Source organism: Pseudomonas gingeri, assembly GCF_013386165.1.
In the GTDB taxonomy this organism is placed as follows: Bacteria; Pseudomonadota; Gammaproteobacteria; order Pseudomonadales; family Pseudomonadaceae; genus Aquipseudomonas; species Aquipseudomonas gingeri_C.
Window position 1 is genome coordinate 167,159 of the sequence record NZ_JACAOS010000022.1, and the last position, 25,546, is coordinate 192,704.

Annotated in this window: 21 protein-coding genes; 10 read left to right on the forward strand and 11 right to left on the reverse strand. The window is 61.9% G+C overall.

The genetic code is table 11. The annotated features are described in order from the left end of the window. Complete coding sequence (locus tag HX866_RS28455; RefSeq protein WP_177090748.1) at positions 1-849, forward strand: phasin family protein; 849 nt, start codon at positions 1-3, stop codon at positions 847-849. Between the two features lie 249 nt (positions 850-1,098). Here the strand turns inward: HX866_RS28455 and HX866_RS28460 are convergent, their stop codons facing one another. The 10 genes from HX866_RS28460 to HX866_RS28505 all read right to left on the reverse strand — a co-directional run bounded on the left by HX866_RS28460 (position 1,099) and on the right by HX866_RS28505 (position 14,162). Then, positions 1,099-1,719: a TetR/AcrR family transcriptional regulator gene (locus HX866_RS28460; protein ID WP_177103008.1), complete on the reverse strand. Its 621-nt coding sequence runs from the start codon at positions 1,717-1,719 to the stop codon at positions 1,099-1,101. Between the two features lie 63 nt (positions 1,720-1,782). Then, positions 1,783-3,465 carry a class II poly(R)-hydroxyalkanoic acid synthase gene (gene phaC / locus HX866_RS28465; protein ID WP_177090744.1) on the reverse strand — a complete coding sequence of 561 codons (1,683 nt, stop codon included), beginning with the start codon at positions 3,463-3,465 and terminating at the stop codon, positions 1,783-1,785. Positions 3,466-3,595: 130 nt separating this feature from the next. Beyond that, the gene (gene phaZ / locus HX866_RS28470; RefSeq protein WP_177090742.1) at positions 3,596-4,453 is read right to left on the reverse strand and encodes a poly(3-hydroxyalkanoate) depolymerase; all 858 of its coding nucleotides are present in this window, start codon (positions 4,451-4,453) and stop codon (positions 3,596-3,598) included. 189 nt (positions 4,454-4,642) lie between these two features. Next, a complete protein-coding gene (gene phaC, locus HX866_RS28475) occupies positions 4,643-6,322 on the reverse strand; it encodes a class II poly(R)-hydroxyalkanoic acid synthase (protein WP_177090740.1) in 1,680 nt (559 codons plus the stop codon). 241 nt (positions 6,323-6,563) lie between these two features. Further along, a complete protein-coding gene (locus HX866_RS28480) occupies positions 6,564-6,941 on the reverse strand; it encodes a gamma-butyrobetaine hydroxylase-like domain-containing protein (RefSeq protein WP_177090738.1) in 378 nt (125 codons plus the stop codon). A gap of 114 nt (positions 6,942-7,055) precedes the next feature. Further along, the gene (gene hslU, locus HX866_RS28485) at positions 7,056-8,393 is read right to left on the reverse strand and encodes an ATP-dependent protease ATPase subunit HslU (RefSeq protein ID WP_177103005.1); all 1,338 of its coding nucleotides are present in this window, start codon (positions 8,391-8,393) and stop codon (positions 7,056-7,058) included. A 44-nt stretch (positions 8,394-8,437) separates the two neighbouring features. Next, positions 8,438-8,968 (reverse strand): ATP-dependent protease subunit HslV, encoded by a 531-nt coding sequence (gene hslV / locus HX866_RS28490; RefSeq protein WP_177103003.1) that lies wholly within the window; start codon positions 8,966-8,968, stop codon positions 8,438-8,440. Between the two features lie 302 nt (positions 8,969-9,270). Beyond that, positions 9,271-9,981: an SPOR domain-containing protein gene (locus HX866_RS28495; RefSeq protein ID WP_177140905.1), complete on the reverse strand. Its 711-nt coding sequence runs from the start codon at positions 9,979-9,981 to the stop codon at positions 9,271-9,273. Position 9,982: 1 nt separating this feature from the next. Beyond that, positions 9,983-11,722: an arginine--tRNA ligase gene (gene argS, locus HX866_RS28500; protein WP_177140906.1), complete on the reverse strand. Its 1,740-nt coding sequence runs from the start codon at positions 11,720-11,722 to the stop codon at positions 9,983-9,985. 220 nt (positions 11,723-11,942) lie between these two features. Then, the gene (locus tag HX866_RS28505) at positions 11,943-14,162 is read right to left on the reverse strand and encodes a primosomal protein N' (protein ID WP_177102999.1); all 2,220 of its coding nucleotides are present in this window, start codon (positions 14,160-14,162) and stop codon (positions 11,943-11,945) included. 187 nt (positions 14,163-14,349) lie between these two features. On the opposite strand from HX866_RS28505, the gene rpmE reads away from it, so the two are divergent. Both rpmE and HX866_RS28515 read left to right on the forward strand, forming a co-directional pair. After that, the gene (gene rpmE / locus HX866_RS28510; protein ID WP_177090730.1) at positions 14,350-14,568 is read left to right on the forward strand and encodes a 50S ribosomal protein L31; all 219 of its coding nucleotides are present in this window, start codon (positions 14,350-14,352) and stop codon (positions 14,566-14,568) included. Between the two features lie 292 nt (positions 14,569-14,860). After that, positions 14,861-16,129 (forward strand): malic enzyme-like NAD(P)-binding protein, encoded by a 1,269-nt coding sequence (locus HX866_RS28515; RefSeq protein WP_177090729.1) that lies wholly within the window; start codon positions 14,861-14,863, stop codon positions 16,127-16,129. Between the two features lie 132 nt (positions 16,130-16,261). On the opposite strand, the gene HX866_RS28520 is transcribed toward HX866_RS28515, so the two are convergent. Continuing rightward, positions 16,262-18,694, reverse strand: coding sequence for a penicillin-binding protein 1A (locus tag HX866_RS28520; RefSeq protein ID WP_371316729.1), 2,433 nt, complete (start codon positions 18,692-18,694; stop codon positions 16,262-16,264). A 206-nt stretch (positions 18,695-18,900) separates the two neighbouring features. Here HX866_RS28520 and HX866_RS28525 point away from each other — a divergent pair, with 206 nt between their 5' ends. From HX866_RS28525 to aroB, 7 genes are all read left to right on the forward strand, one after another. Beyond that, positions 18,901-19,965: a pilus assembly protein PilM gene (locus HX866_RS28525; RefSeq protein WP_177090727.1), complete on the forward strand. Its 1,065-nt coding sequence runs from the start codon at positions 18,901-18,903 to the stop codon at positions 19,963-19,965. Next, a complete protein-coding gene (locus HX866_RS28530) occupies positions 19,965-20,531 on the forward strand; it encodes a PilN domain-containing protein (RefSeq protein WP_177090726.1) in 567 nt (188 codons plus the stop codon). Before HX866_RS28525 ends, HX866_RS28530 begins: the two co-directional genes overlap by 1 nt. Continuing rightward, a complete protein-coding gene (gene pilO, locus HX866_RS28535; protein WP_177090725.1) occupies positions 20,528-21,157 on the forward strand; it encodes a type 4a pilus biogenesis protein PilO in 630 nt (209 codons plus the stop codon). The genes HX866_RS28530 and pilO overlap by 4 nt, the downstream gene beginning before the upstream one ends. Next, a complete protein-coding gene (locus tag HX866_RS28540; RefSeq protein WP_177090724.1) occupies positions 21,154-21,681 on the forward strand; it encodes a pilus assembly protein PilP in 528 nt (175 codons plus the stop codon). Before pilO ends, HX866_RS28540 begins: the two co-directional genes overlap by 4 nt. Positions 21,682-21,692: 11 nt before the next feature. Beyond that, the gene (gene pilQ, locus HX866_RS28545) at positions 21,693-23,768 is read left to right on the forward strand and encodes a type IV pilus secretin PilQ family protein (protein ID WP_177090723.1); all 2,076 of its coding nucleotides are present in this window, start codon (positions 21,693-21,695) and stop codon (positions 23,766-23,768) included. 4 nt (positions 23,769-23,772) lie between these two features. Next, the gene (aroK, locus tag HX866_RS28550; protein WP_177090722.1) at positions 23,773-24,291 is read left to right on the forward strand and encodes a shikimate kinase AroK; all 519 of its coding nucleotides are present in this window, start codon (positions 23,773-23,775) and stop codon (positions 24,289-24,291) included. 149 nt (positions 24,292-24,440) lie between these two features. Beyond that, complete coding sequence (gene aroB, locus HX866_RS28555) at positions 24,441-25,541, forward strand: 3-dehydroquinate synthase (RefSeq protein WP_177090721.1); 1,101 nt, start codon at positions 24,441-24,443, stop codon at positions 25,539-25,541. Positions 25,542-25,546: the final 5 nt, after the last annotated feature.

Here is a 25,546-nt window from a genome sequence, read left to right on the forward strand (position 1 = left end):
ATGGCTGGCAAAAAGAATACCGAGAAAGAAAGCAGCTCGTGGATCGGGAAGGTTGAAGAGTATTCCCGCAAAATCTGGCTTGCTGGTTTAGGCGTGTACTCGAAGGCGAGCACTGACGGCGGCAAATACTTCGATACGCTGGTCAAGGATGGTGAGAAAGCCGAAAAGCTCACCAAGAGTGCTGTTGGTAAAACCGTTGATGCGGCCAAAGACACCGCCGGTTCGGCCAAGTCGCGTATCAGTGGCGTGAAAGATCGTGCCCTGGGCAAATGGGACGAGCTGGAAGGGGCTTTCGACAAGCGCCTGAACAGCGCCATTTCGCGCCTTGGTGTACCGAGCCGCAATGAAGTGAAAGCGCTGCACAGCAAGGTCGATACCCTGACCAAGCAGATCGAGAAGCTCACCGGTCACTCGGTGCCTGCGGCCTCGACGAAAACGGCAGCGGCCAAGCCTGCGGCGAAAGCGGCAGCCAAGCCTTTGGTCAAAGCAGCGGCCAAGCCAGCAGCTAAACCTGCTGCCAAGCCTGCGGCGAAAACCGCAGCGGCCAAACCGGCAGCGAAAGCGGTTGCCAAGCCAGCGGCAAAACCTGCCGCCAAGCCTGCCGCTAAACCGGCAGCAGCGGCGAAGCCGGCTGTGAAACCAGCGGCCAAGCCTGTGGCAGCCAAGCCCGCCGCGAAACCAGCGGCCAAACCGGCCGTGGCGAAAAAGCCTGCTGCTGCGAAGCCGGCGCCTGTTGCGGCGGCCAAGCCTGCTGTAGCTCCGGTATCGGCAGCCAACTCTGCCGCTCCGGCACCGGCCACCGCCCCAACGGCGGCGCCAAGCGCACCGACACCTGCTTCTCAAGCCTGAGTCGTTGTTCGCATGAAAACGCCCGGCCTGTGAAGGTCGGGCGTTTTTTTATGGGTGGTGCTGTGAGGTGGGACTGGCTTGCCGGCGATGGCGTTCGCGAAGGCGGTGCAGGGCTTTAGGGCCCCATCGCGAGCAAGCTTGCTCCTACAGGGGGGAGCGGTGTTTCAACGCAGAAGGCTCGGCGTCCCGCGATTCCCATGTAGGAGCGAGCTTGCTCGAGATAGCGCCCGTAAGGGCGCTGCCGGAGCCTCAGTCGTGATCCTCCAGGTATTGCAACGCCATCTGCTCCGTCACCACCCGCGCTGGGCCCAGCAGGTGCGGGGCCACCAGCATCATGATCTGGTACACCACCAGTCGCACTTCACCTTCGCGCCCGAGAATCCGCTGGTAATCCAGGGAAAACAGCAATGTCAGGGTGATCTGTTCCACCAGTTGCCCCAGCGCCTGGGTTTCGCTCAGCAGCAAACCTTGCGCCTTCAGGCGCGCCAGCAGCGACGCCAGGGTCCGCTTGAGCGCATTGAGCAGGTTGCGGATGCCCTTGGCCAACTTGGGCAGGCGCCCGGACAGATTGGACAGGTCCTGGAACAGAAAGCGGTAGTGGGCCAGCCGCTCGACAATCAGGTGTAGAAAGAACCAATAGTCCTCGGGCGCCAGCCGGGCATCGGCCGGTGGGTCGAGCAAGGGCGCCAACTCGCCCTGGAAGCGCTCGAACAAACCGAGGATCAATGGCTCCTTGCCATGGAAGTGATAGTAGAGGTTGCCCGGGCTGATCCCGATTTCATTGGCCACCTCCATGGTCGAAACGTTGGGCTCACCTTTCTGGTTGAACAGTTGCAGGGCGCATTCAAGGATCCGGTCGCGGGTTTTCATCCAGTCTTCTTAGGTCGTTCCGACCGTTCGCCACGGCTGTCCGGCAGTCGTGGCCGGTATCTGTCAGCGGACTCGCACATAGGTGCCGGGTGCCGCCTCCATGGGGGGGTAATTGGCGTTGCCGAGGGGCATCTGGGTTTCACGCTGAGCCCCCGAGCGCTCCTGGATCCAGCTCAGCCATTGGGTCCACCAACTGCCTTCAACCTGTTTGCCGTCGTAGTACCAGGCCCGTGGATCACTGCTCAGCCGGGGGTTGTTGACGTAGTTGGCCTTGGGGTTGCTCGGCGGGTTGAGGATGCTCTGGATATGCCCGCTGTTGGACAGCACGAAGCGGCGATCGCCGCCCAGCAGCAAGGTCGAGCGGTAGACCGCGTCCCAGGGCGTGATGTGGTCGTTGATGCCGCCGACGCTGAAGCTGTCGACCGTGACTTTCTGCAGGTCGATGGGGGTGCCGCAGACCTCCAGGCCGCCCGGATGGCTCAGCGGGTTGTGCTTGAAGAAATCCAGCAGGTCGCCGTGGAAGGCCGCGGGCAGGCGGGTGTTGTCGTTGTTCCAGTAGAGGATGTCGAACGCCGGCGGTTCCTTGCCCAGCAGGTAGTTGTTGACCCAGTAGTTCCAGATCAGGTCGTTGGGCCGCATCCAGGCGAAGACCTTCGCCAGGTCGCGGCCGTCGAGCACACCTTGCTGGTAGGAGCGGCGCTTGGCCGCTTCCAGTGTCTGCTCGTCGGCGAACAGGGTCGCCGGGCTGTCCAGCTGGCTGTCGAGCAGGCTGACCAGATAGCTGGCGCTGGACACCCGACGCAGTTGCCGCTTGGCCAGCAGGTGACCTTGCAGGGCGGCGATGGTCAGGCCGCCGGCGCAGGCGCCCATCAGGTTGACCTCGCGGCTGGCGGTGATCGCCCGGCAGACGTTCAGGGCTTCCTCCAGTGCCTCGACATAGCTGGACAGGCCCCATTCGCGATGACGCACATCCGGGTTGCGCCAACTGACGATAAACACCTGCAAGCCATTTTTCAGGGCGTACTGGACGAAGCTGTTGGACGGGCTCAGGTCGAAAATGTAGTACTTGTTGATCTGCGGCGGCACGATCAGCAGTGGCCTGGCGTACTGTTTTTCGCTCATCGGCTTGTACTGGATCAACTCCAGTTGCTCATTGCGAAACACCACCGCGCCGGGGGTGGTGGCTACGGTCTTGCCGACTTCGAACGAGTGCTTGGTGACCTGGCTGGGCAGTCCGTTGTTGTGCAGCAGGTCGTTCACCAAGTGGCTGATGCCGCGCACGATACTGTTGCCGCCGGAGTTGAACACTTCCTTGACCGCCAGCGGATTGAGCAGGGTATTGGACGGCGCCATGGCATCGTTGAGCAGAGAGAAGACAAAGTGCGCACGGGCGCGGTCGTCGTTGCTCATGTGGCTCTCGTCGATCCAGTGTTTCACCTGTTTCTGCCAGGCCAGATAGGCTTGCAGGCTGCGGCGGTAGAACGGGTTGAGACTCCAGGCCGGGTCGGCGAAGCGCGGGTCATGGGGGTTGGGTTTGTGCAGCGTATCGCCGAGCAGTACCTTGCCCAGTTGTCCGCCCAGGGCCAGGGCGTGCCGGGCGGTGTGCAGCGGGTTGCGCAGGCCATGGGCGGCTACGCTGCGCAGGGTGGAAAACAGATCCCGGCCGCGCAGGCCGGTAATCGCACTCTGTGCGTTGATGAACGCGGCGGGTGCGGGCATCGAGCCCGTCGCTGGTTTGTCTCGCATGAGTCAACACTCCTTCGTCATCAAGCTATCAACCAACACAGGAAACCGCGACGGACAGCTCTGTCGGTCACGGATCTGGTGCGCGACACGGACGTCCTGCCCGCATGCGCTTACTGCCGGGGAACGACTCCTAGGTGTTCTTGAAGGGCGCCGGTTGCGGGTGCATCACCGCCCGCAGGCGTTCTTCCTCGAGGAACTTCATGATGATCGGCGCCACGGCCTCGGCCCGGGTGATCAGGAATAAATGGCCGTCGTCGATTATGTGTAGCTGGGCATTGGGAATTCGCCAAGCCAGCAGACGCATATTGATCAGCGGAATCAGCGGATCGTCGTCGCCGGCCAGTACCAGGGTCGGCTGGTGGATCTTGTGCAGCCAGTGGATGCTGGTCCAGCCCAGCCCCGCGAACAGTTGCCAGTAGTAGCCCAGCTTGCCGGCCGAACGGACCTTGGCGGCATGTTCGGCTGCCAGGTGCGGATCGCGGCGGAAGGCGCCGCCGTAGATGGTCGGGGCAATGCGGATAACGTGGGAAGGCTGGATATAACGCCGTGGACTGGCCATGTTCCACAACACCTTGGGTTTGCCCGGAACCATGACGGCACCGGCGGCGGTGGCGGCGAGAATCAGCTTCTTGCAGCGCTCCGGGTAGTCATGGGCGAACTGCTGCGCCAGGGCGCCACCCCAGGACACGCCCACCACGTTGACCTGGCCGTAATCCAGGTAATCGAGCATGCGCGCGGTGAGCTTGGCCAGGCCCGGAAAACGATAGGGTCGGTTGGGGGTCGACGAGCCGCCGACACCGGGGACGTCGAAGGCGATGACTTCCAGGTCCGGGTCCAGGGCCTGGACGAACGGAAACACCAGCTCCAGGTTGGCGCCGATGCCGTTGAAGACCAGCAAAGGCGTCAGATGAGGCTTGCCGGGGCGAACCGCGGTGCGGATGGTCTGGCCATCCAGATCGATGGTTCGGAAGATAAACGGTTGCGGCATGCTCGAAGCCCTGTGGTTGAACCTGTTTGCCTGATCTAACGCTATCCCTGTTGGTTCAGGGGGAAAAACTGAACGTGGTCATTGTGGGCGTCGGCTTGCCGGCGATGGCGCCCGTATGAACGCTGCAAGGTTCAAGGGCCCCATCGCCGACAAGCCGGCTCCTACAGGTGTTGCGGTGTTCTTGAAACCCTAGCGCTCGTGCACGTAAGTGCCCGGTGCCGCCTCGCCCGCCGGGTAGGCCTTGCTGCCCAGGCTGGTCGGCGATTTTTTCAGTTTGCCCGAACGCTCGGCCTGCCACACCTGCCAGTGCAGCCACCACGAATCGGTGTGTTTGGTGGAGTTTTCCTGCCAGTCGTCGGCCTTGGCCGGCATCTCGCTGCTGGTCATATAGCGCGACTTCGGATTGCCTGGCGGGTTCAGGATGCTCTGGATATGGCCGCTGCTGGACAACACGAACTCGACCTTGCCGCCGAACAGTTGCGCCGACTTGTAGCAGGACTTCCAGGGCGTGATGTGATCGTTGGTGCCGGCCAGGGCAAAGATGTCGGCGTCGACTTTCTTCAGGTCGATGGCGGTGCCGCACACTTCCAGGGCGTCGGGACGCACCAGCGGGTTGTTCTTGAACATCTCGATCAGATCGCCGTGGAAGGCGGCCGGCAGGCGCGTGGTGTCGTTGTTCCAGAAGAGGATATCGAACACCGGCGGTTCGTTGCCCAGCAGGTAGTTGTTGACCCAGTAGTTCCAGATCAGGTCGTTGGGGCGCATCCAGGCGAAGACCTTGGCCATGTCGCTGCCTTCCAGTACGCCGGCCTGGTAGGAGTGGCGCTTGGCGGCCTCGAGGGTCTGTTCGTCGACGAACAACGCGACCTGGGTGTCGAGGGTGGTGTCGAGCACGCTGACCAGCAGGGTCAGGGCATTGACCTTCTTCTCGCCGAGGGCGGCGTAATGGCCGAGCAGGGCGGTGCAGGTGATGCCGCCGGAGCAGGCCCCGAGCATGTTCACGTCCTTGCTGCCGGTGATGGCGGTGACCACGTCGACGGCTTCCTTGAGGGCGTCGATATAGGTCGACAGGCCCCACTCGCGCTGCGCCTTGGTCGGGTTGCGCCAACTGACGATAAAGGTCTGCACGTGGCTGCGCAGGCAGAAGCGCGCCAGGCTCTTGTCCGGGCTCAGGTCGAACACATAGAACTTGTTGATCTGTGGGGGTACCACCAGCAACGGCCGCTCATGCACCTGTTCGGTGATGGGGCTGTACTGGATCAGTTCCAGTACGTCGTTGCGAAACACTACGGCACCTTCCGTGGTCCCCAGGCTCTTGCCGACCTCGAAGGCGCCCATGTTCACCTGGCTCGGCATGCCACCGTTGTGCACCAGGTCCTTGGCCAGGTTCGAGAGGCCGTCGAGCAGGCTCTTGCCACCGGTTTCGAAGAAGCGCTTGACCGCGGCCGGGTTGGCCGCGGTGTTGGTCGGGGCCATGGCCTCGGTCATCAGGTTGATGACGAAGTGGCCGCGACTGATGTCCTGTGGCGACAGCGAACTCTCGTCGATCCAGGAATGGAGCTCCTTGCGCCAGGCCAGGTAGGTTTGCAGATACCGCCGGTACAACGGATTCTGGCTCCAGGCCGGGTCGTTGAAGCGACGGTCATCGCTTTCCGGCTGCAGGCCGGACTTGCCCAGCAGCACGTTCTTGAGTTCGACGCCGAAATGGGCGACATGCTTGACGCTGTGGATGGGTTGTTTGATGGCTTGGGTCAATACCATTCGTGCAGAAGTAAGAAGATCCTTTCTACGCAAGCCGACGACGGGGTTCAGGCCCAGGGTGTTTTCCGAGGCTTGCCGCTGCAGGTCATCGTTGTTCTTGTTACTCATCTACGACGCTCCATTGTCCTGAGACGAGTACCGGGTACAGCTGTGCAAATGGCACAGCGAATGCCAAGTACTACTGCTCGGGTGACCGTTGATTGCGCATCGTTAAATGCACGGAACTTGCCAGTTCCATTGGTTACCCGAGTTTGATTTTTTTCGCAAGCGGGCCAATCGTTAGCCACGCCGTGGGGGATTGAATCAGATGTGATTAGAAAATGCCCCCCAAAACGACCAGAGGTCCGGGCTAGAGCATCAGCTTGACGACGGACTCGGAGGGGTCGCGGGATTTTCCGGCCGCTTTGAGTTCGACAAGATAATCGGCCCACAAGTCATCCTGGCGACGTGCCAGCTCGTAGAGATAGTCCCAGGTGAACAGTCCGCTGTCATGACCGTCGTCGAAGGTCAGTTTCAGTGCGTATTGGCCGGCGGGTTCGAGCTGGCTCAAGCCGACGTTGAGTTTGCCGAACTGGAGGATGGGTTTGCCGTGGCCCTGGACCTCGGCGGAGGGCGAGTGCACCCGCAGGAACTCGGCGGGCAGGTGATATTCCTCGCCCGGACCGTATTTGAGGGTCAGGGTTTTCGAGGCTTTGTGCAGGTTGATGGAAACAGGAAGTCTAGTCATGGGAGGAGTATAAGCTTCGAGCTACAAGCTACAAGCTACAAGCTACAAGCTACAAGCTACAAGCTACAAGCCAGTGAACATCAGCTTGCAGCTCGAAGCTGGCAGCTCGCCGCTTTAAAGAATATACCGCGACAGGTCTTCGTTCTTCGCCAATTCGCCGAGGTGGCTGTTGACGTATTCGGCGTCGATGCGGATCGGCTCATCGTTGTGGGCGCTGGCCAGATCACCGGCGCTGAACGAGACTTCCTCCAGCAGGCGCTCCAGCAGCGTGTGCAGGCGACGGGCACCGATATTCTCGGTCTTCTCGTTGACCTGCCAGGCGATTTCCGCCAGGCGCTTGATGCCGTCCGGCAGGAACTCGATGGTCAGGCCTTCGGTCTTCAGCAACTCGCGGTATTGCTCGGTCAGCGAGGCGTGCGGTTCGCTGAGGATACGCTCGAAGTCTTCCGGGCTCAGGGCCTTGAGTTCGACGCGGATCGGCAGGCGGCCTTGCAGCTCGGGTACCAGGTCGCTCGGCTTGCTCAGGTGGAACGCACCGGAGGCGATGAACAGGATGTGGTCGGTCTTGACCATGCCCAGCTTGGTGTTCACCGTGCAGCCTTCGATCAGCGGCAGCAGGTCGCGCTGTACGCCTTCACGGGAGACATCGGCGCCGCCGACGTTGCCGCGCTTGGCGACCTTGTCGATTTCGTCGATGAACACGATACCGTGCTGCTCGACGGCTTCCAGGGCCTTGGCCTTCAATTCCTCGTCGTTGACCAGGCGCCCGGCTTCTTCGTCACGGACCAGCTTGAGCGCGTCCTTGACCTTGAGCTTGCGGCTCTTGCGCTTGCCCTTGCCCATGTTGGCGAAGAGGTTCTGCAACTGGTTGGTCATCTCTTCCATGCCCGGCGGCGTGGCGATCTCGACGCCGTACGACTCGGCCACTTCGATTTCGATCTCCTTGTCATCCAGCTGGCCTTCGCGCAGGCGCTTGCGGAACAGCTGGCGGGTGTTGGAGTCCTGGGCTGGGGCCGAGTCTTCGTTGAAACCCATGCGGGCCGGTGGCAACAGGGCGTCGAGGATGCGTTCTTCGGCGGCGTCTTCGGCGCGATGGCGGACCTTGACCAGTTCCTGCTCGCGCAGCAGCTTGATCGCGGCGTCGGCGAGGTCACGGATGATCGATTCGACGTCACGGCCGACATAGCCGACTTCGGTGAACTTGGTCGCTTCGACCTTGATGAACGGGGCGTTGGCCAGTTTGGCCAGGCGCCGGGCGATTTCGGTCTTGCCGACGCCGGTCGGGCCGATCATCAGGATGTTCTTGGGCGTCACTTCAACACGCAGCTCCTCGGGGAGCTGCATCCGCCGCCAGCGGTTGCGCAAGGCAATGGCGACGGCGCGTTTGGCATCGTCCTGACCAATGATATGGCGATTGAGTTCGTGGACGATTTCGCGGGGGGTCATGGACATAATATGTGGGTCCTCAAGCGGGAACGAGCAGCCGGATGGGCTGGTTATTCCGCGAGGTCCTGCTCCTCGATGGTGACGTTGTGATTGGTGAAGACGCAGATGTCGGCGGCGATACCCAGTGCGGTTTCGACGATTTCACGGGCCGACAGGTCGGTTTTCTTCAGCATCGCGCTGGCTGCGGCCTGTGCATAGCCGCCACCGGAGCCCATGGCGATCAGGCCGTTTTCCGGTTCGACGACGTCGCCATTGCCGGTAATGATCAGTGAAGCATCTTTGTTGGCGACCGCCAGCATGGCTTCCAGGCGGCTCAGGGAGCGGTCGGTGCGCCACTCCTTGGCCAGTTCGACAGCGGCGCGGACCAGATGACCTTGATGTTTTTCAAGTTGGCCTTCGAAGCGTTCGAACAGGGTGAAGGCGTCGGCGGTGGCACCGGCGAAACCGGCGAGAACTTCACCGTGGTAGAGGCGCCGGACTTTTTTCGCGTTGCCCTTCATGACGGTGTTGCCGAGGGAAACCTGGCCGTCGCCGCCCATGACGACTTTGCCGTGGCGACGAACTGAAACGATGGTGGTCAAGGGAGAATCTCCACGCAGCGGGGCGAAAATGCCTGATGGAAACTCATATGGGGGTGGTGGTGGGATTTTCAACCGTGGGCGGGACTAGAGGATGAGCGGCGTAGGAAATGCTGTGTTTGATCTTATGCCGCAGGCTTCAAGGCTGCACTTAACCTTTGTGGCGAGCGGGCTTGCCCGCGTTCGGCTGCGAAGCAGTCGGAAAACCGCACACCTCGCTGTGTCAGGCACAACGAATTCTCTGGTTTTAGGGGCGCTTCGCACCCCAGCGGGGGCAAGCCCCCTCGCCACAAATTTCAGTGTGTTCAGCGGTTCTGCCGTTGCTGCAACAACAGGTTGTTGAAGCCGCTGCCGGCCAGTTGTTTCTGGGCCTTGGTCAATTGTTCGCGGTTGCTGAACGGTCCGACCAATACCCGATACCAGGTCTCGTCCTTCACGGTTCCGGACTCCACCGCCACCGCCTGGCCGAGCAGGATGATCTGCGCCCGCACCTTGTCCGCATCGGCTTCCTTGCGGAATGAGCCGGCCTGCAGGAAGAACTGCGTCACCGCCGCCGGCTTTGTCACCGCCACGGGAGGTGGCGGTGGCGGGGTAATCCCGGACAACGCGGCCTGGGCCCGGGCCGTGTCGATCTTTGCCGCTTCGGCCGGGGTCACCGGCGTGGTCGGCGTCGGCACGGTCTGCGGCGTCGGCAGGGTTTTTTCCGGCACGGCTTCGGGCGGCACGATGACTTCCGATTCCGGCAGCAAGGTGTAGAAGTCGTACTTGGGCTTCACCGGCTGGGTCGGGCTCGGTGGGGTCTTGTTGGCTTCGGCGATCTTGCTCGCCTTCAGCTGTTCCTGCTTGACCCGTTTGACGTCATCGCCCCTGCCCGGCTCCAGCTTCATCAGGAAGACGATAAAGGCGCCCACGCTGAGGCCGATGGCCAGCCACAACCAGCCCGGGATCGGCTTTTTCGCAGGAGCTTGGTAACGGCTGGCGCCACGTTTGGGTGCAGGGGTTTTCTTGGCAGCCAACTTACATACGCTCCAGGGTTTCCAGACCCAGCAGTTCCAGGCCTTGCTTGAGGGTGCGACCGGTCAGCGCGGCGAGGCGCAGGCGGCTCTGTTTCTGTTCGGCGGTTTCGGCGGACAGGATCGGGCAGTTCTCGTAGAAGCTGGAAAACAACCCGGCGACATCGTACAGGTAGGTGCACAACACGTGCGGCGTGCCTTTCTCGGCGACGCTGCCGAGCACTTCGCCGAACTGCGCCAGTTTGGCGGCCAGTTCCTGCTCGTGGGGGGCTTCAAGGACGATCTGCCCTTCGACCTGGCTGAAATCCGTGCCCAGTTTACGGAACACACCGGCCACGCGGGTGTAGGCGTAGAGCAGGTACGGCGCGGTGTTGCCTTCGAAGTTGAGCATCAGTTCGAAGTTGAAACTGTAGTCGCTGGTGCGATGCTTGGACAGGTCGGCGTACTTGACCGCGCCGATGCCCACCACACGGGCGATGGTGCGCAGTTCGTCTTCGGCCAGCTCCGGGTTCTTTTCCTTGACCAGCAGATAAGCGCGGTCCATGGCCTCGGTCAGCAGGTCGATCAGCTTCACGGTGCCGCCGTCGCGGGTCTTGAACGGACGGCCGTCGGCGCCGTTCATGGTGCCGAAACCCATGTGTTCCATTTCCATCGGGTGGCCGACGAAGCCGGCCTTGCGTGCCACCGCGAACACCTGCTGGAAGTGCAGGGCCTGGCGCTGGTCGACGAAGTACAGGGCACGATCGGCTTTCAGCACATTGCTGCGGTAGCGCACGGCCGCCAGGTCGGTGGTGGCATAGAGATAACCACCGTCGGCCTTGACGATGATCACCGGCAGCGGCTCGCCTTCGGCATTCTTGAATTCGTCGAGGAAAACGCACTGGGCGCCGTTGCTCTCGACCAGCATGCCCTTGGCCTTGAGGTCGTTGACGACATTGATCAGGTCGTCGTTGTAGGCGCTTTCGCCCATCACGTCGGCCATGGTCAGTTTGACGTTCAGCAACTCGTAAGTGCTTTGGCAGTGGGACAGGGAGATATCGGTGAAGCTTCTCCAGGCCTTGATGCAGGTCTCGTCGCCGGCTTGCAGGTCGACCACCAGCTTGCGGGCGCGATCGGCAAACGCCGGGTCTTCGTCAAAGCGCTTCTTGGCCGCCCGGTAGAAGTCTTCCAGGTCCGAGAGGGCGCTCTTGAGCATGTCGGGATTGTCTTCGAGCATGGCCATCAGCATGCCGAACTGGGTGCCCCAGTCGCCGACGTGGTTCTGCCGGATCACGCTGTCGCCGAGGAACTCGAGGACCCGGGACACGCCGTCGCCGATGATGGTCGAGCGCAGGTGGCCGACGTGCATTTCCTTGGCCAGGTTGGGGGCCGAGAGGTCGACCACCACCCGTTGTGCGGGACCGGCCTTGCGTACGCCGATATGGGCGTCGGCCAGGGCGGCATCGAGGCGCGCGGCCAGGGCCTGGGTGTTCTGGAAGAAGTTGATGAAGCCGGGGCCGGCGATCTCGGCCTTGCTCACGCTCTCGGCGGCGGGCAGGGCGGCGATGATCTTTTCCGCCAGGTCGCGGGGCTTCAGGCCGGCCGGCTTGGCCAGCATCATGGCGATATTGCTGGCGAAGTCGCCGTGGGTCTTGTCCCGGGTGTTTTCCACCTGGATCGCCGGCGACAGCCCTTCAGGCAACACACCTTCGGTGACGAGTTGGGTGATGGCTTGTTGGATCAGCTGGCGAATGGTGTCTTTCATGGTCTTCTCTTTCGACCGCAAGCGCGGCGGCGCTTCGATGCGCAGGTGGAAAAACTGGGCATTATCCGTTGCCGGGGCGAGCTTGCCAACCTTAGTCGACGGAGCGGGGTGCCGCGGTGCCTATTCGATCGCTATCGCCGGCAAGCCGGCTCCTACAGAGGTTGTGGATAACTCACGGCCTCCTGTAGGAGCCGGCTTGCTGGCGATGACGTCCGTTGGCTCAATACAAATCCACCGGATCGACATCCAGCGACCAGCGCACCTGCCGCCCGCTGGGCATTTGCTCCAGCACCAGCAACCAACTGCTCAGCAATCGGTGCAGCGAAGCCCGGCCATTGGCCTGCAACAACAACTGCGCCCGGTAACGTCCGGCCCGGCGTTCCATGGGTGCCGGCACCGGCCCCAGCAACTCGATGCCGCCCAGGTTCATTTCAGCCAGCAAACGCTCGGCCTCGCTACAGGCCTCATCAAGGAAACCCTCGGCCTGCCCTGGCTTGTGGGCTTCGGCCCGGAGCAGCGCCAAGTGCGCAAAGGGCGGCAAACCCGCGGCCCGGCGCTCACTCAGGGCCTGCTCGGCAAAGGCGAAATAGCCCTGCTCGGTCAGTTGAATCAGCAGCGGATGATCTGCCAGATGGGTCTGGATAATCACCTTGCCCGGTTCCTCCGCCCGGCCGGCCCGGCCCGCCACCTGGACGATCAACTGGGCCATGCGTTCGCTGGCGCGGAAGTCGCCGGAGAACAGGCCGCCGTCGGCATCGAGGATCGACACCAGGGTCACTCGGGGAAAGTGATGGCCTTTTGCGAGCATCTGCGTGCCCACCAGGATGCACGGCTGGCCTTTCTGGATGGTCGCGAACAGCTGGTTCATCGCGTCCTTGCGCGAGGTGCTGTCACGGTCGACCCGCAGCACCGGGTAATCGGGAAAGAGGATGCCCAGGCGCTCCTCGGCGCGCTCGGTCCCGGCCCCTACCGGGCGCAGGTCGACCTTGCCGCACTGCGGGCAATTGCGCGGCACGCGTTCGACGTAGCCGCAGTGATGGCAGCGCAGTTCGCCGGAGCGCTGGTGCACGGTCATCCGTGCATCGCAGCGCGAGCATTCGGACATCCAGCCGCAGTCGTGGCACAGCAGCGTTGGCGCAAAGCCGCGCCGGTTGAGGAACACCAGCACCTGCTGGCCGGCAGCGAGGGTCTGGCCGATGGCCTGCTGCATGGGGCCGGAAATGCCGCTGTCCAGTGGACGGCTTTTAACGTCCAGGCGCAGGAAGCGCGGTTGCTTGGCACCGCCCGCGCGCTCGTTCAGGCGCAGCAGGCCATAACGCCCGGTGTAGGCGTTGTGCAGGCTTTCCAGGGACGGCGTGGCCGAACCCAGCACAATCGGGATGTTTTCCTGGCGGGCGCGTACCAGCGCCAGGTCGCGGGCGTGATAACGCAGGCCTTCCTGCTGTTTATAGGAGCCGTCGTGTTCTTCATCGATGATGATCAGCCCGGGGTTTTTCATCGGGGTGAACAGCGCCGAACGTGTACCGATAATGATGTCGGCTTCGCCGTCGCGGGCCGCGAGCCAGGCGTCCAGGCGTTCGCGGTCGTTCACCGCCGAGTGCAGCAGGGCGATGCGGGCATTGAACCGCTGCTCGAAGCGCGCCAGGGTCTGTGGCCCCAGGTTGATTTCCGGGATCAGCACCAGCGCCTGCTTGCCGGCTTCCAGGGTTTCACGGATCAGTTGCAGATAGACTTCGGTCTTGCCGCTGCCGGTCACGCCGGCCAGCAAGAATGCGTGAAAACTGTCGAGCCCGGCGCGGATCGCTTCGCAGGCGGCGCGTTGTTCGCTGTTGAGCGGCAGTTCCGGTTGCGCCAGCCAGTGTTCGTGGCGTTCGCCGGGGGCGTGGCGGCGAACCTCGACCTGCACCAGATCCTTGGCCAGCAACAGGTCGAGGCTGTCCTTGCTCAGCATCAGTTTGCTCAACAGTTGATGGGCTACGCCGTGGGGATGCTGGGCCAGGGTCGCCAGGGCTTCACGTTGTCGCGGGGCCCGGGCAATGCGCGGATCGTCGAGGCGCGCGCCGGGGACCATCGACCAGAAGCGTTCCTGGCGGGCCTCGGCCGGTTCACCTTGGCGCAGCAGTACCGGCAGTGCCCAGCTCAGGGTGTCGCCGAGGCTGTGCTGATAATACTGGGCGGTCCACAGGCACAGCTTGAACAGCGCCGGCGGCAGCGGCGTCGTGGCGTCGAGCAGGGCCGTGGCGCGCCTGAGCTTGTCCGCCGGGACTTCGCTGTGTTCGGCGACCTCCACCAGGATGCCGATCATTTCCCGGCGGCCGAACGGCACCCGCAGGCGCATGCCAGGCTGCAGCGCGGCGCGCGGCACGCCTTCCGGTGCCCGATAATCGAACAGGCGACGCAATGGCGAAGGCAGGGCAAGGCGCAGGATGGCGTCGGGCACGCGGTTTTCTCGGGTCAGGCTTTATGGAGGGCGCGAGCCTAGCAGACGGCCCGGGCAGTGTCTTCCCGACAGAGGGGCCTGCTGGCCGCTTGCGTCATGGCAAAGCTCTGGTATGATCGCCGGCTAAATTACGTGCGGTGTTCAACAATAGTGTTGAGCGGCGGCACGCCAGCCCGAGGAAGTACCCATGAAAGCCGATATCCATCCAGTATACGTAGACATCGACGTTACCTGCAGCTGCGGTAACAAGTTCGTGACCCGTTCGACTCACGGCAAAGCACTGCCAATCGACGTGTGCAACGAATGCCACCCGTTCTACACCGGTAAGCAGAAGACCCTGGACACCGGCGGCCGCGTACAGAAGTTCGCCGACCGTTTCGGCATGTTCGGCGCCAAAAAGGCCTGAGACTGATCGCTCCGGGAAAACAGGCCTCAGGCTTTTCCCGGCCGATGAAAAAGGCGTCCCTCGTGGACGCCTTTTTTTATGGGCGGCATTTGTATCGATGGCTGTCGCATAAAAAATTGTAGACATTTTTACGATCGATTGTGAACAGTTGTCGCCTTGTATTCCGCGGCTCTTGGGCCAAAGTCGTAGGGACAGGCGCTTGACACCTGTGACTGGTCAGTCTTGTGAGGACTTGGCGACACGCGTATCCTCGGCGGTCCGTCAGTCCCACAGTAAAAAGCGGAATGCCCACATGTCAGATTTGAAAACTGCCGCTCTCGAATATCATGCCAATCCTCGTCCAGGGAAGCTGAGCGTCGAGCTCACCAAAGCCACCGCCACTGCCCGTGACCTGTCGCTGGCCTACAGCCCTGGCGTCGCTGAGCCAGTACGCGAAATCGCCCGCGATCCTGAGCTGGCCTACAAGTACACTGGCAAGGGCAACCTGGTTGCAGTCATTTCCGATGGCACCGCGATTCTCGGCCTGGGTAACCTCGGCCCATTGGCCTCCAAGCCAGTGATGGAAGGCAAGGGCGTGCTGTTCAAGCGCTTTGCCGGTATCGACGTGTTCGACATCGAAGTTGATTCGGAAAGCCCGCAAGCCTTCATCGACACCGTCAAGCGTATCTCCATCACCTTCGGTGGCATCAACCTGGAAGACATCAAGGCACCTGAGTGCTTTGAGATCGAACGTGCTCTGATCGAGCAGTGCGATATTCCGGTGTTCCACGATGACCAGCACGGCACCGCGATCGTTACCGCGGCCGGCATGATCAATGCCCTGGAAATCGCCGGCAAGACCCTGCCGGAAGCCAAGATTGTCTGCCTGGGCGCCGGCGCCGCCGCTATCTCCTGCATGAAATTGCTGGTGAGCATGGGCGCCAAGATCGAGAACATCTTCATGGTTGACCGTACTGGCGTGATCCACGCTGGCCGTGACGACCTGAACCAGTACAAAGCGGTGTTCGCCCACGCTACCGAGAAGCGCACCCTGTCTGACGCCCTGAAGGGCGCTGACGTGTTCGTCGGTCTGTCCGGCCCGAACCTGCTGGATGCAGAAGGCCTGCTGTCGATGGCGGCTAACCCGATCGTGTTCGCTTGCTCGAACCCGGATCCGGAAATCTCGCCAGAGCTGGCTCACGCCACTCGTAGCGACGTGATCATGGCCACCGGTCGTTCGGACTACCCGAACCAGGTCAACAACGTCCTCGGCTTCCCCTTCATCTTCCGTGGTGCCCTGGACGTTCGCGCCAAGCGCATCAACGAAGAGATGAAAGTGGCTGCCGCCAACGCCCTGCGCGAACTGGCCAAGCTGCCGGTGCCTCAGGAAGTGTGCGACGCCTACGGCGGTATCAAGCTGGAATTCGGTCGTGAGTACATCATTCCGAAGCCAATGGATGCCCGTCTGATCACCCTGATCTCCGATGCTGTGGCCAAGGCTGCAATCGAGACTGGTGTGGCGACCCTGCCGTATCCGAAGAACTACCCGCTGAAAAGCGTGGATGATGTGTTCAACGGCTAAAAGCAGTCGCCCATAAAAAACCCGGCCTTATCAGCCGGGTTTTTTTATGGGCTCAAAGCGGCAAGCTTTGAGCTGCAAGTGAAAAGCGCATTGCGTCGCTTTTGATTTCTCTTGCAGCTTGCCGCTGCCCCTCTAAAACAGATCGATTGGCGCCGCCTCGTCCGCCGGCAGCGGGCTGCCTGGGGCGCTGCCGCCATTGCCGATCTCGTTGACCGACGGTGGCGTGTCTTCGCTCTTGAACAGCTCGAAGTAGGCATTCGGCGTGCCCGGTGTGGCCGCGCGACCGCTGATCGGGTCCACCCGCAGGCTGAGGATGCCTTCCGGCTCCGCCTGGGTGTGGGGCGGTTTGCCCTTGAGGGCGGCGCCCATGTAGTCCATCCAGATCGGCAGCGCCACGGTGCCGCCGAACTCGCGACGACCCAGGCTCTCGGGCTGGTCGAAGCCGGTCCAGACGGTGGTGATGTAGTCGGCGTTGTAACCGGTGAACCAGGCATCCTTGGAGTCGTTGGTGGTACCGGTCTTGCCCGCCAGGTCGCTACGACCCAGTGCCAGGGCGCGACGCCCGGTACCGAGTTTGATCACGTCCTCGAGCATGCTGTTGAGGATGTAGGTGGTACGTCCGTCAACGATCCGCTCGGCCACCGCCGGCGCCTGGGCAGCCGGTGCAGGAGCTTCGCCGGTACTGTTGACGGTGAACGATGGCTGGCTCGGTGCCGCGATGCCGCTGCTGGCCGTCGCGCCCGCCGGCACGCTCGGTGGATTGGCGACGAACAGGGTTTCACCGTTGCGGCTTTCGATCTTGTCGATCAGGTACGGGGTGATCTTGTAGCCGCCGTTGGCGAAGGTGCTCCAGCCGGTGGCAATTTCCATCGGTGTGAGGGTCGCGGTACCCAGGGCCAGGGACAGGTTGCGCGGCAGGTCCTGCTTGTTGAAACCGAACCGGGTGATGTAGTCGATGGTCTTGTCGACGCCCAGGCTTTGCAGCAGGCGAATCGAAACCAGGTTACGCGACTTGTACAGCGCCTCGCGCAAGCGGATCGGGCCGAGGAAGGTGTTGGTGTCGTTTTTCGGACGCCAGACCTTGTCCAGGTATTCGTCGACGAACACGATCGGCGCGTCGTTCACCAGGCTCGCCGGGGTATAGCCGTTGTCCAGCGCGGAGCTGTAGATGAACGGCTTGAAGCTCGAACCCGGTTGGCGCTTGGCCTGGGTGGCGCGGTTGTAGTTGCTCTGCTCGAAGGCGAAACCACCGACCAGCGCACGGATCGCGCCGTTTTGCGGGTCAAGCGAGACCAGCGCGCCCTGGGCCACCGGTACCTGGCTGAACTTCAGGCTGTTGTCGGCCTGGCGCTGGACGCGGATCAGGTCGCCGACCTGGGAGACGTCGGATGGCTGCTTGGGTGCGGCACCGAGGCTGTTGGTGTTGAGGTACGGACGCGCCCATTTCATGCTGTCCCAGTTGACGATTTCCGGGCCGTTGCGGGTCAGTACGTGCAGGCTGGTCTTGTCGACCTGGGTGACGATGGCCGGGTCCAGGCCGCTGATGGTGCGCTGCTTGCCCAGTTCGGCAATCCAGGCGTCACGGGTTTTGCCCGGTAGGCGCGATTCCGGTCCACGGTAGCCGTGGCGCTGGTCGTAGGCGATCAGGCCTTCTTCAATCGAGTGGTTGGCCAGTTCCTGCAGGTTGCTCGGCACGGTGGTGGTGACGCGGAAACCTTCGGTGTAGGCTTCGCTCCCATAACGACCGACCATTTCCGCACGGGCCATTTCGGCGATGTACGGCGCGTTCACTTCCGGCGTCGGCACGTGATAGCTGGCGTTGATCGGCTCGACGATGGCGGCCTGGTAGGCGGCTTCATCGATCTTGCCCAATTTGTACATGCGGCCCAGGATCCAGTCGCGGCGCTCTTTGGCGCGTACCGGGTTGGCCAGCGGGTTGAAACGGGACGGGGCCTTCGGCAGGCCGGCAATCATTGCCATCTGGGCCAGGGTGATGTCACGGATCGACTTGCCGTAATAAACCTGTGATGCCGCCTCGATACCGTAGGCGCGGTTACCCAGGTAGATCTTGTTCACGTACAGCTCGAGGATCTCATCCTTGGTCAGCTGGCGCTCGATTTGCAGGGCCAGAAGAATTTCGTTGGTCTTGCGCGAGAAGCTACGCTCGCTGGACAGGAAGAAGTTCTTCGCCACCTGCATGGTGATGGTACTGCCGCCGGACTGGATATGGCCGCTTTTGACCAACTGGGTCGCGGCACGCATCAGGCTGCTGGGATCGACGCCATAGTGGTTGGCGAAGTTGTCGTCCTCGGCGCTCAGCAGGGCGTTGATGAAGTTCGGCGGAATATCCGCGAACTTCAGCGGCGAACGGCGCATCTCGCCGAATTCGGCGATCAGCTTGCCATCGCTGGTGTAGACCCTGAGCGGAATCTGCAATTGAATGCTGCGCAAAGTCTCGACGGACGGCAGGCCCGGACTAAGATAAAGAAAAGCGCCGCTCAGGACGAGCAGCAGCCCGCAGAACACGGCGACGAAAGACCACCCGAAAAACTTCAGCAGACGAATCAAGGCTTGTGGATTTCCAGATAAAAGAATGGGTTAGGCGTCAGGCTAAATTCGCAGCAAGCGCAGGTTCTACGGTTCGGAAAAAAACGCTGGGCATTATAAGCATTTTTGGGCGTGAGCGTCATTTGCGCTTATGTCAAGACTGCTATTAAATGCCCATCATCATAAAGGGTCCGTAAGTCGCGGATAGTAATAGGGAATCGGTAGTGCTTGGACTCTTTGGCAAAAAAGCGCATTCGCTCCTGGGGATCGACATCAGTTCCACCTCGGTAAAACTCCTCGAATTGAGCCGTTCCGGCAACCGATATCGAGTCGAGTCCTACGCCGTGGAGCCCTTGCCGGCCAATGCTGTGGTCGAAAAGAACATCGCCGAGCTCGAAGGCGTGGGGCAGGCCCTTTCACGGGTGCTGTTCAAGGCCAAGACCAATGTGCGCGGCGTGGCCGTGGCCGTGGCCGGTTCCGCGGTGATCACCAAGACCATCGAGATGGACGCCGGGCTTTCCGATGACGAAATGGAAAACCAGCTGAAGATCGAAGCTGACCAATACATCCCTTATCCCCTGGAAGAAGTGGCCATCGACTTCGAGATCCAGGGTTATTCGGCGCGCAATCCCGAGCGTGTCGAAGTCTTGCTTGCCGCCTGTCGGAAAGAAAACGTCGAGGTTCGCGAAGCGGCCCTGGCTTTGGCCGGACTCGAGGCCCAGGTGGTCGATGTCGAGGCCTACGCCCTGGAGCGTTCCTTTGGGCTGCTCGCCGCGCAACTGGCCAGCGACCATGAAAAGCTGACCGTGGCGGTGGTTGACATCGGTGCCACCATGACCACCCTCAGCGTCCTGCACAATGGCCGGATCATCTACACCCGCGAGCAATTGTTCGGCGGTCGCCAGCTCACCGAGGAAATCCAGCGCCGCTACGGCCTGTCCAACGAAGAAGCGGGGCTGGCGAAGAAGCAGGGTGGCCTGCCCGACGACTACGTCGCCGAGGTGTTGCAGCCGTTCAAGGATGCCGTGGTCCAGCAGGTGTCGCGTTCCCTGCAGTTCTTCTTCGCTTCCGGGCAATACAACGATGTCGACTACATCCTGCTCGCCGGTGGCACCGCGTCGATTGCCGGGCTCGATCACCTGATTCAGCAGCGGCTCGGTACGCCGACCCTGGTGGCCAACCCCTTCGCCGACATGGCCTTGAGCAGCAAGGTCAACGCCGGGGCCCTGGCCAGCGATGCGCCGGCGCTGATGATCGCTTGCGGTCTGGCCTTGAGGAGTTTTGACTGATGGCGCGGATCAACCTTCTGCCCTGGCGCGAGCAACTGCGCGAAGAGCGACGCAAACGTTTCCTCACCGCCCTGGTCGGCGTGCTGGTGGCGGCGGTCGGCGTGGTATTGCTGACGGACCAGTACTTCAGCGGCGCCGTCGACCGCCAGGTCGCGCGTAATGCCTACATGAACAAGGAAATTGCCCAGCTCGACGGCCGGATCAAGCAGATCAGCGAACTCAAGGCGCGTCGCCAGCAACTGATCGAGCGCATGAAGATCATCCAGGACCTGCAGGGCAACCGGACCATCAGCGGACGGATCTTCGATCAACTGGTGCGGACCCTGCCGGACGGCGTGTATTTCACCGAAGTGAAGATGACTGATAAAACCATTGCGATCACCGGCGCGGCCGAGTCCAACAACCGGGTTTCGGACCTGATGCGTAATCTCGATGCTTCCGATTGGCTCACGGCGCCGGTTTTGACCGAGGTCAAGGCGACCACCGCCGGTGCGGTGGACCAGGCCAACACCTTCCAGTTGAGCGTGCGCCAGACCCAGCCGAAGTCCGAGGGGGCAGCCAAATGAATGTCTCCGTCTGGATGGAAAACCTGCGCAAGATCGACCTCGCTGAGCTCGACTTGCAGAACATCGGCTCCTGGCCCGTGGTGGTCAAGGTCGTCAGCGGCATACTGACCGCGATCCTGGTACTGGCCCTGGGTTACAACTTCTACATCAAGGACCTGACCGATCAACTGGACACGCAGCGCCTGACGGAAGTGACCCTCAAGGAGCAGTTCGCCACCAAGGCCCACCTGGCCGCCAACCTGGAAGCCTATACCCGGCAGATGGAGGAGATGGAAACCTCCTTCGGCACCTTGCTCAAGCAACTGCCGAGCGACACAGAGGTGCCGGGACTGCTGGAGGACATCACGCGCACCGGGTTGGGCAGTGGGCTGGAGTTCGAGGAAATCAAGCTGTTGCCGGAAGTCACCCAGCAGTTCTATATCGAGTTGCCGATTCAGATCACCGTGACCGGCGCCTATCATGACCTGGCCACCTTCGTCAGCGGCGTGGCGGCCCTGCCACGGATCGTCACCCTGCATGATTTCGAGATCAAACCGGTCGCGGCGTCACCGGCCGGCGGCAACAAGTTGCGCATGAGCATCCTGGCCAAGACCTATCGCTACAACGACAAGGGGCTGCAGAAATGAGCCGCTTGCAAACGATCTGTATGGCCTTGCTGGCGCTGATGCTGGCCGGCTGCGGCAACAGCAACGACTTCAGCGACCTGGACGCGTACATGAAAGAAGTGCGTGCGCGCCCGGCGGGCAGTATCGAGCCGACGCCGAAATTTCGCGCCTTCGAAATGTTCACCTACAGTGCCGCGGCGTTGCGCAGCCCGTTCCAGCCGCCGATGAAAATCGACCTGGTCAACCGCCAGAAAGGTTCCCACGAGGTCAAGCCTGATCCGAATCGGACCAAGCAATTTCTCGAGGGCTTCAACATCGAGCAATTCGAGATGGTCGGTACCCTCTCCAATGCCAGCGGCACCTTTGCCCTGGTGCGTGGGGCCGGTGGTGTCCATCGATTGAAAGTAGGCGATTACCTGGGACGCAATGATGGCCGTATCGTGGCTATCACCGACTCCCAGGTTGAGGTGATCGAGATCGTTCCGGATGGCGAAGGCGCCTGGCTGGAACGACCGCGCTCCATCCCTTTGAAAGAGCACTCATAGTGGAATTCGACATGAACAGGATTATTTCATCCCTCGGCATTTCGCTATGGATAGCGCTGGTGTCGCCGATGGTGCTGGCGTCCAACCTGAAAACCCTGGATGTGGCGTCATTGCCCGGAGACCGGGTAGAGCTGAAGCTGGGCTTCGACGGCCCTCCCGCCGTGCCCCACGGCTATACCACCGACCAGCCGGCGCGGATCGCCCTGGACCTGACCGGTGTCACCAGCCAGTTGCTCAAGAAGACCCAGGATCTGGGCGTGGGCAACGCCCGCAGCGTGACCGTGGTCGAGGCCAAGGATCGCACGCGGCTGATCATCAACCTGACCAAGCTCGCGCCTTACAGCACGCGTATCGAAGGCAGCAACCTGTTCGTGGTGGTAGGGCAGGGTGGCAGCTCGGTCGCTCCGGTCCAGGCCCGTGCAGCAAGGCCTGCTGCTGCGGTGACGTCGCCGGCGCGGACGGCTACCAAGTCCTATGGGGCGGTGGGTAGGGCCATCCGCAATGTCGACTTCCAGCGCGGCGAGCAGGGTGAAGGCAATGTGGTCATCGAGCTGTCCGATCCGACCATGAGCCCGGATATCCAGGAACGTGGCGGCAAGATCAGCGTGGATTTCGCCAAGACCCAACTGCCCGACCCCCTGCGGGTGCGCCTGGACGTGAAGGATTTCGCCACGCCGGTGCAGTTCGTCAACGCCAGCGTCGTCGCCGACAAGGCCAATATCTCCATCGAGCCCAGCGGTGCCTTCGATTACTCGACCTATCAGACCGACAACAAGCTGACCATCAGCGTGCGCCCGCTCACTGTCGACGACCTGCAGCGGCGTAATGCCGAGCGCTTCGTCTACAGCGGCGAAAAACTCTCGCTGAACTTCCAGGACATCGACGTGCGTTCGGTGCTGCAACTGATCGCCGACTTCACCAATCTCAACCTGGTGGCCAGTGACACGGTGCAGGGCGGGATCACCTTGCGCCTGCAGAATGTGCCGTGGGACCAGGCGCTGGACCTGGTGTTGAAAACCAAGGGCCTGGACAAGCGCAAGATCGGTAACGTACTGCTGGTGGCCCCGGCGGACGAGATTGCTGCCCGCGAGCGTCAGGAACTGGAGTCGCAGAAGCAGATTGCCGAACTGGCGCCTTTGCGCCGCGAGCTGTTGCAGGTCAACTACGCCAAAGCGGCGGATATCGCCAAATTGTTCCAGTCGGTGACCAGTGCCGAGTCCAAGGCCGACGAGCGTGGCTCGATCACCGTGGATGACCGCACCAACAACATCATCGCCTACCAGACCCAGGACCGCCTCGACGAACTGCGACGCATCGTCGCCCAGTTGGACATTCCGGTGCGCCAGGTAATGATCGAGGCGCGGATCGTCGAAGCCACCGTCGGTTACGACAAGCAGCTCGGCGCCCGTTGGGGTGGCAAGATCAGCGGTGGCAACTGGAATACCACGGGCGGCTCGCCGACCCTCACCAGCCTCACCGGGCAGAGCGCCAGCACACCGTTCGTCGACCTCGGGGCGACCACCGCCACCTCCGGGATCGGCATCGGCTTCGTGACCAACAACACGACCCTGGACCTGGAACTCAGTGCCATGGAGAAAACCGGCAACGGTGAAGTGGTTTCCCAGCCCAAGGTGGTCACCTCCGACAAGGAAACCGCCAAGATCCTCAAGGGCACCGAGATTCCGTACCAGGAATCCAGCTCCAGTGGCGCGACCTCGGTGTCCTTCAAGGAGGCTTCGCTGTCCCTGGAAGTGACCCCGCAGATCACCCCGGACAACCGGATCATCATGGAAGTGAAAGTGACCAAGGATGAGCCGGACTACCAGAACGTGCTGAACAACGTTCCACCGATCAAGAAAAACCAGGTCAACGCCAAGGTTCTGGTCAATGACGGTGAAACCGTGGTGATCGGTGGTGTGTTCTCCAATACCCAGAGCAAAACCGAAGAGAAGGTGCCATTTCTCGGCGATGTGCCGTATGTTGGCCGCCTCTTCCGTCGAGACATTGTCTCGGAAGCAAAATCCGAACTGCTGGTATTCCTGACTCCGCGTATCATGAATAACCAGGCGATTGCTGTGAGTCGTTGATTCTGTGCGAAATTTGATTCTTGTAGGGCCTATGGGGGCTGGAAAAAGCACCATAGGCCGTTTGCTGGCCAAAGAGCTGCGCCTGCCTTTCAAAGATTCCGACAAGGAAATTGAACTGCGTACCGGTGCGAATATTCCGTGGATCTTCGACAAGGAAGGCGAGCCGGGCTTTCGCGACCGCGAACAGGCGATGATTGCCGAGCTGTGCGCGTCTGACGGTGTGGTGTTGGCCACCGGCGGCGGCGCGGTCATGCGCGGCGAAAACCGCCAGGCCCTGCACGCCGGGGGGCGGGTGGTCTACCTGCACGCCTCGGTGGAGCAGCAGGTCGGGCGCACCGCGCGTGATCGCAACCGGCCTTTGCTGCGCACCGCCGACCCGGCCAAGACCCTGCGTGACCTGCTGGCGATCCGTGATCCGCTGTATCGGGAAATCGCCGATCTTGTGATTGAAACCGACGAACGACCTCCGCGCATGGTGGTGCTGGACATTCTTGAACGCTTGCAGCAGCTGCCTCCCCGTTAAAGCGCGGGAGGAAATGCGCTATCCTCGGCAATCGCCATGCTCGGTGTCGGTCATGGCTTAGAGCCATCGGGCCGCGTCCATACCAGGCGCCGCCGACAATCGTTAATCCTGAGACTGGACGCCCGCGTCCATCTTCACTGTGGGGACACATGCAGACACTTAAGGTCGATCTTGGCGAGCGTAGCTACCCGATTCACATTGGCGAAGGGCTGCTGGATCAGCCCGGGCTGCTGACGCCGCACATTGCCGGTCGGCAGGTTGCCATTATCTCCAATGAAACCGTCGCGCCCCTCTACCTTGAGCGCCTGACCCGCAGTCTGTCGGCCTACTCCGTGGTGTCGGTGGTGTTGCCTGACGGCGAGGCCTTCAAAACCTGGGAAACCCTGCAACTGATCTTCGACGGCCTGCTGACGGCTCGCCACGACCGTCGCACCACGGTGATCGCCCTCGGCGGCGGGGTGATCGGCGACATGGCCGGCTTCGCTGCGGCCTGCTACCAGCGCGGCGTGGATTTTATCCAGGTGCCGACCACCTTGTTGTCCCAGGTCGATTCGTCGGTGGGCGGCAAGACCGGCATCAACCATCCGCTGGGCAAGAACATGGTCGGCGCCTTCTATCAGCCCAATGTGGTGCTGATCGATACCGCCACCCTGAACACCCTGCCGCCGCGCGAGCTGTCGGCGGGCCTGGCGGAAGTGATCAAGTACGGTCTGATCTGTGACGAACCCTTCCTGACCTGGCTGGAAGAGCACATGGACGCGTTGCGCGCCCTCGACCAGAGCGCCCTGACGGCCGCCATCGAACGCTCCTGCGCGGCCAAGGCGGCGGTGGTCGGTGCCGATGAACGCGAGTCCGGCGTGCGTGCCACGCTCAACCTCGGGCACACCTTCGGCCATGCCATCGAAACCCACATGGGCTATGGTGTCTGGCTGCACGGTGAAGCCGTGGCGGCGGGTACCGTGATGGCCCTGGAAATGTCCACGCGTCTGGGCTGGATCAGTGCCCAGGAGCGTGATCGCGGTATTCGTCTGTTCCAGCGTGCCGGTTTGCCGGTCATTCCGCCTGAGGAAATGACCGAAGCCGATTTTCTCGAACACATGGCAATTGACAAGAAAGTGATCGACGGTCGCCTGCGCCTGGTGCTGTTGCGCCGAATGGGCGAAGCCGTGGTAACCGACGATTATCCGAAAGAAGTTCTACAGGCCACGCTGGGGGCGGACTACCGCACTCTGGCTCAGCTTAAAGGTTGATAGGA

What these genes read in the sequence shown, in the direction of transcription:
- HX866_RS28480 (WP_177090738.1), bottom strand. Translation starts at nt 6,941, where the DNA reads ATGACTAGACTTCCTGTTTCCATCAACCTGCACAAAGCCTCGAAAACC.
- pilO (WP_177090725.1), top strand. Translation starts at nt 20,528, where the DNA reads ATGAATGTCTCCGTCTGGATGGAAAACCTGCGCAAGATCGACCTCGCT.
- HX866_RS28460 (WP_177103008.1), bottom strand. Translation starts at nt 1,719, where the DNA reads ATGAAAACCCGCGACCGGATCCTTGAATGCGCCCTGCAACTGTTCAAC.
- phaC (WP_177090744.1), bottom strand. Translation starts at nt 3,465, where the DNA reads ATGCGAGACAAACCAGCGACGGGCTCGATGCCCGCACCCGCCGCGTTC.
- rpmE (WP_177090730.1), top strand. Translation starts at nt 14,350, where the DNA reads ATGAAAGCCGATATCCATCCAGTATACGTAGACATCGACGTTACCTGC.
- HX866_RS28455 (WP_177090748.1), top strand. Translation starts at nt 1, where the DNA reads ATGGCTGGCAAAAAGAATACCGAGAAAGAAAGCAGCTCGTGGATCGGG.
- hslU (WP_177103005.1), bottom strand. Translation starts at nt 8,393, where the DNA reads ATGTCCATGACCCCCCGCGAAATCGTCCACGAACTCAATCGCCATATC.
- HX866_RS28540 (WP_177090724.1), top strand. Translation starts at nt 21,154, where the DNA reads ATGAGCCGCTTGCAAACGATCTGTATGGCCTTGCTGGCGCTGATGCTG.
- pilQ (WP_177090723.1), top strand. Translation starts at nt 21,693, where the DNA reads ATGAACAGGATTATTTCATCCCTCGGCATTTCGCTATGGATAGCGCTG.
- phaZ (WP_177090742.1), bottom strand. Translation starts at nt 4,453, where the DNA reads ATGCCGCAACCGTTTATCTTCCGAACCATCGATCTGGATGGCCAGACC.
- aroB (WP_177090721.1), top strand. Translation starts at nt 24,441, where the DNA reads ATGCAGACACTTAAGGTCGATCTTGGCGAGCGTAGCTACCCGATTCAC.
- HX866_RS28530 (WP_177090726.1), top strand. Translation starts at nt 19,965, where the DNA reads ATGGCGCGGATCAACCTTCTGCCCTGGCGCGAGCAACTGCGCGAAGAG.
- argS (WP_177140906.1), bottom strand. Translation starts at nt 11,722, where the DNA reads ATGAAAGACACCATTCGCCAGCTGATCCAACAAGCCATCACCCAACTC.
- HX866_RS28515 (WP_177090729.1), top strand. Translation starts at nt 14,861, where the DNA reads ATGTCAGATTTGAAAACTGCCGCTCTCGAATATCATGCCAATCCTCGT.
- phaC (WP_177090740.1), bottom strand. Translation starts at nt 6,322, where the DNA reads ATGAGTAACAAGAACAACGATGACCTGCAGCGGCAAGCCTCGGAAAAC.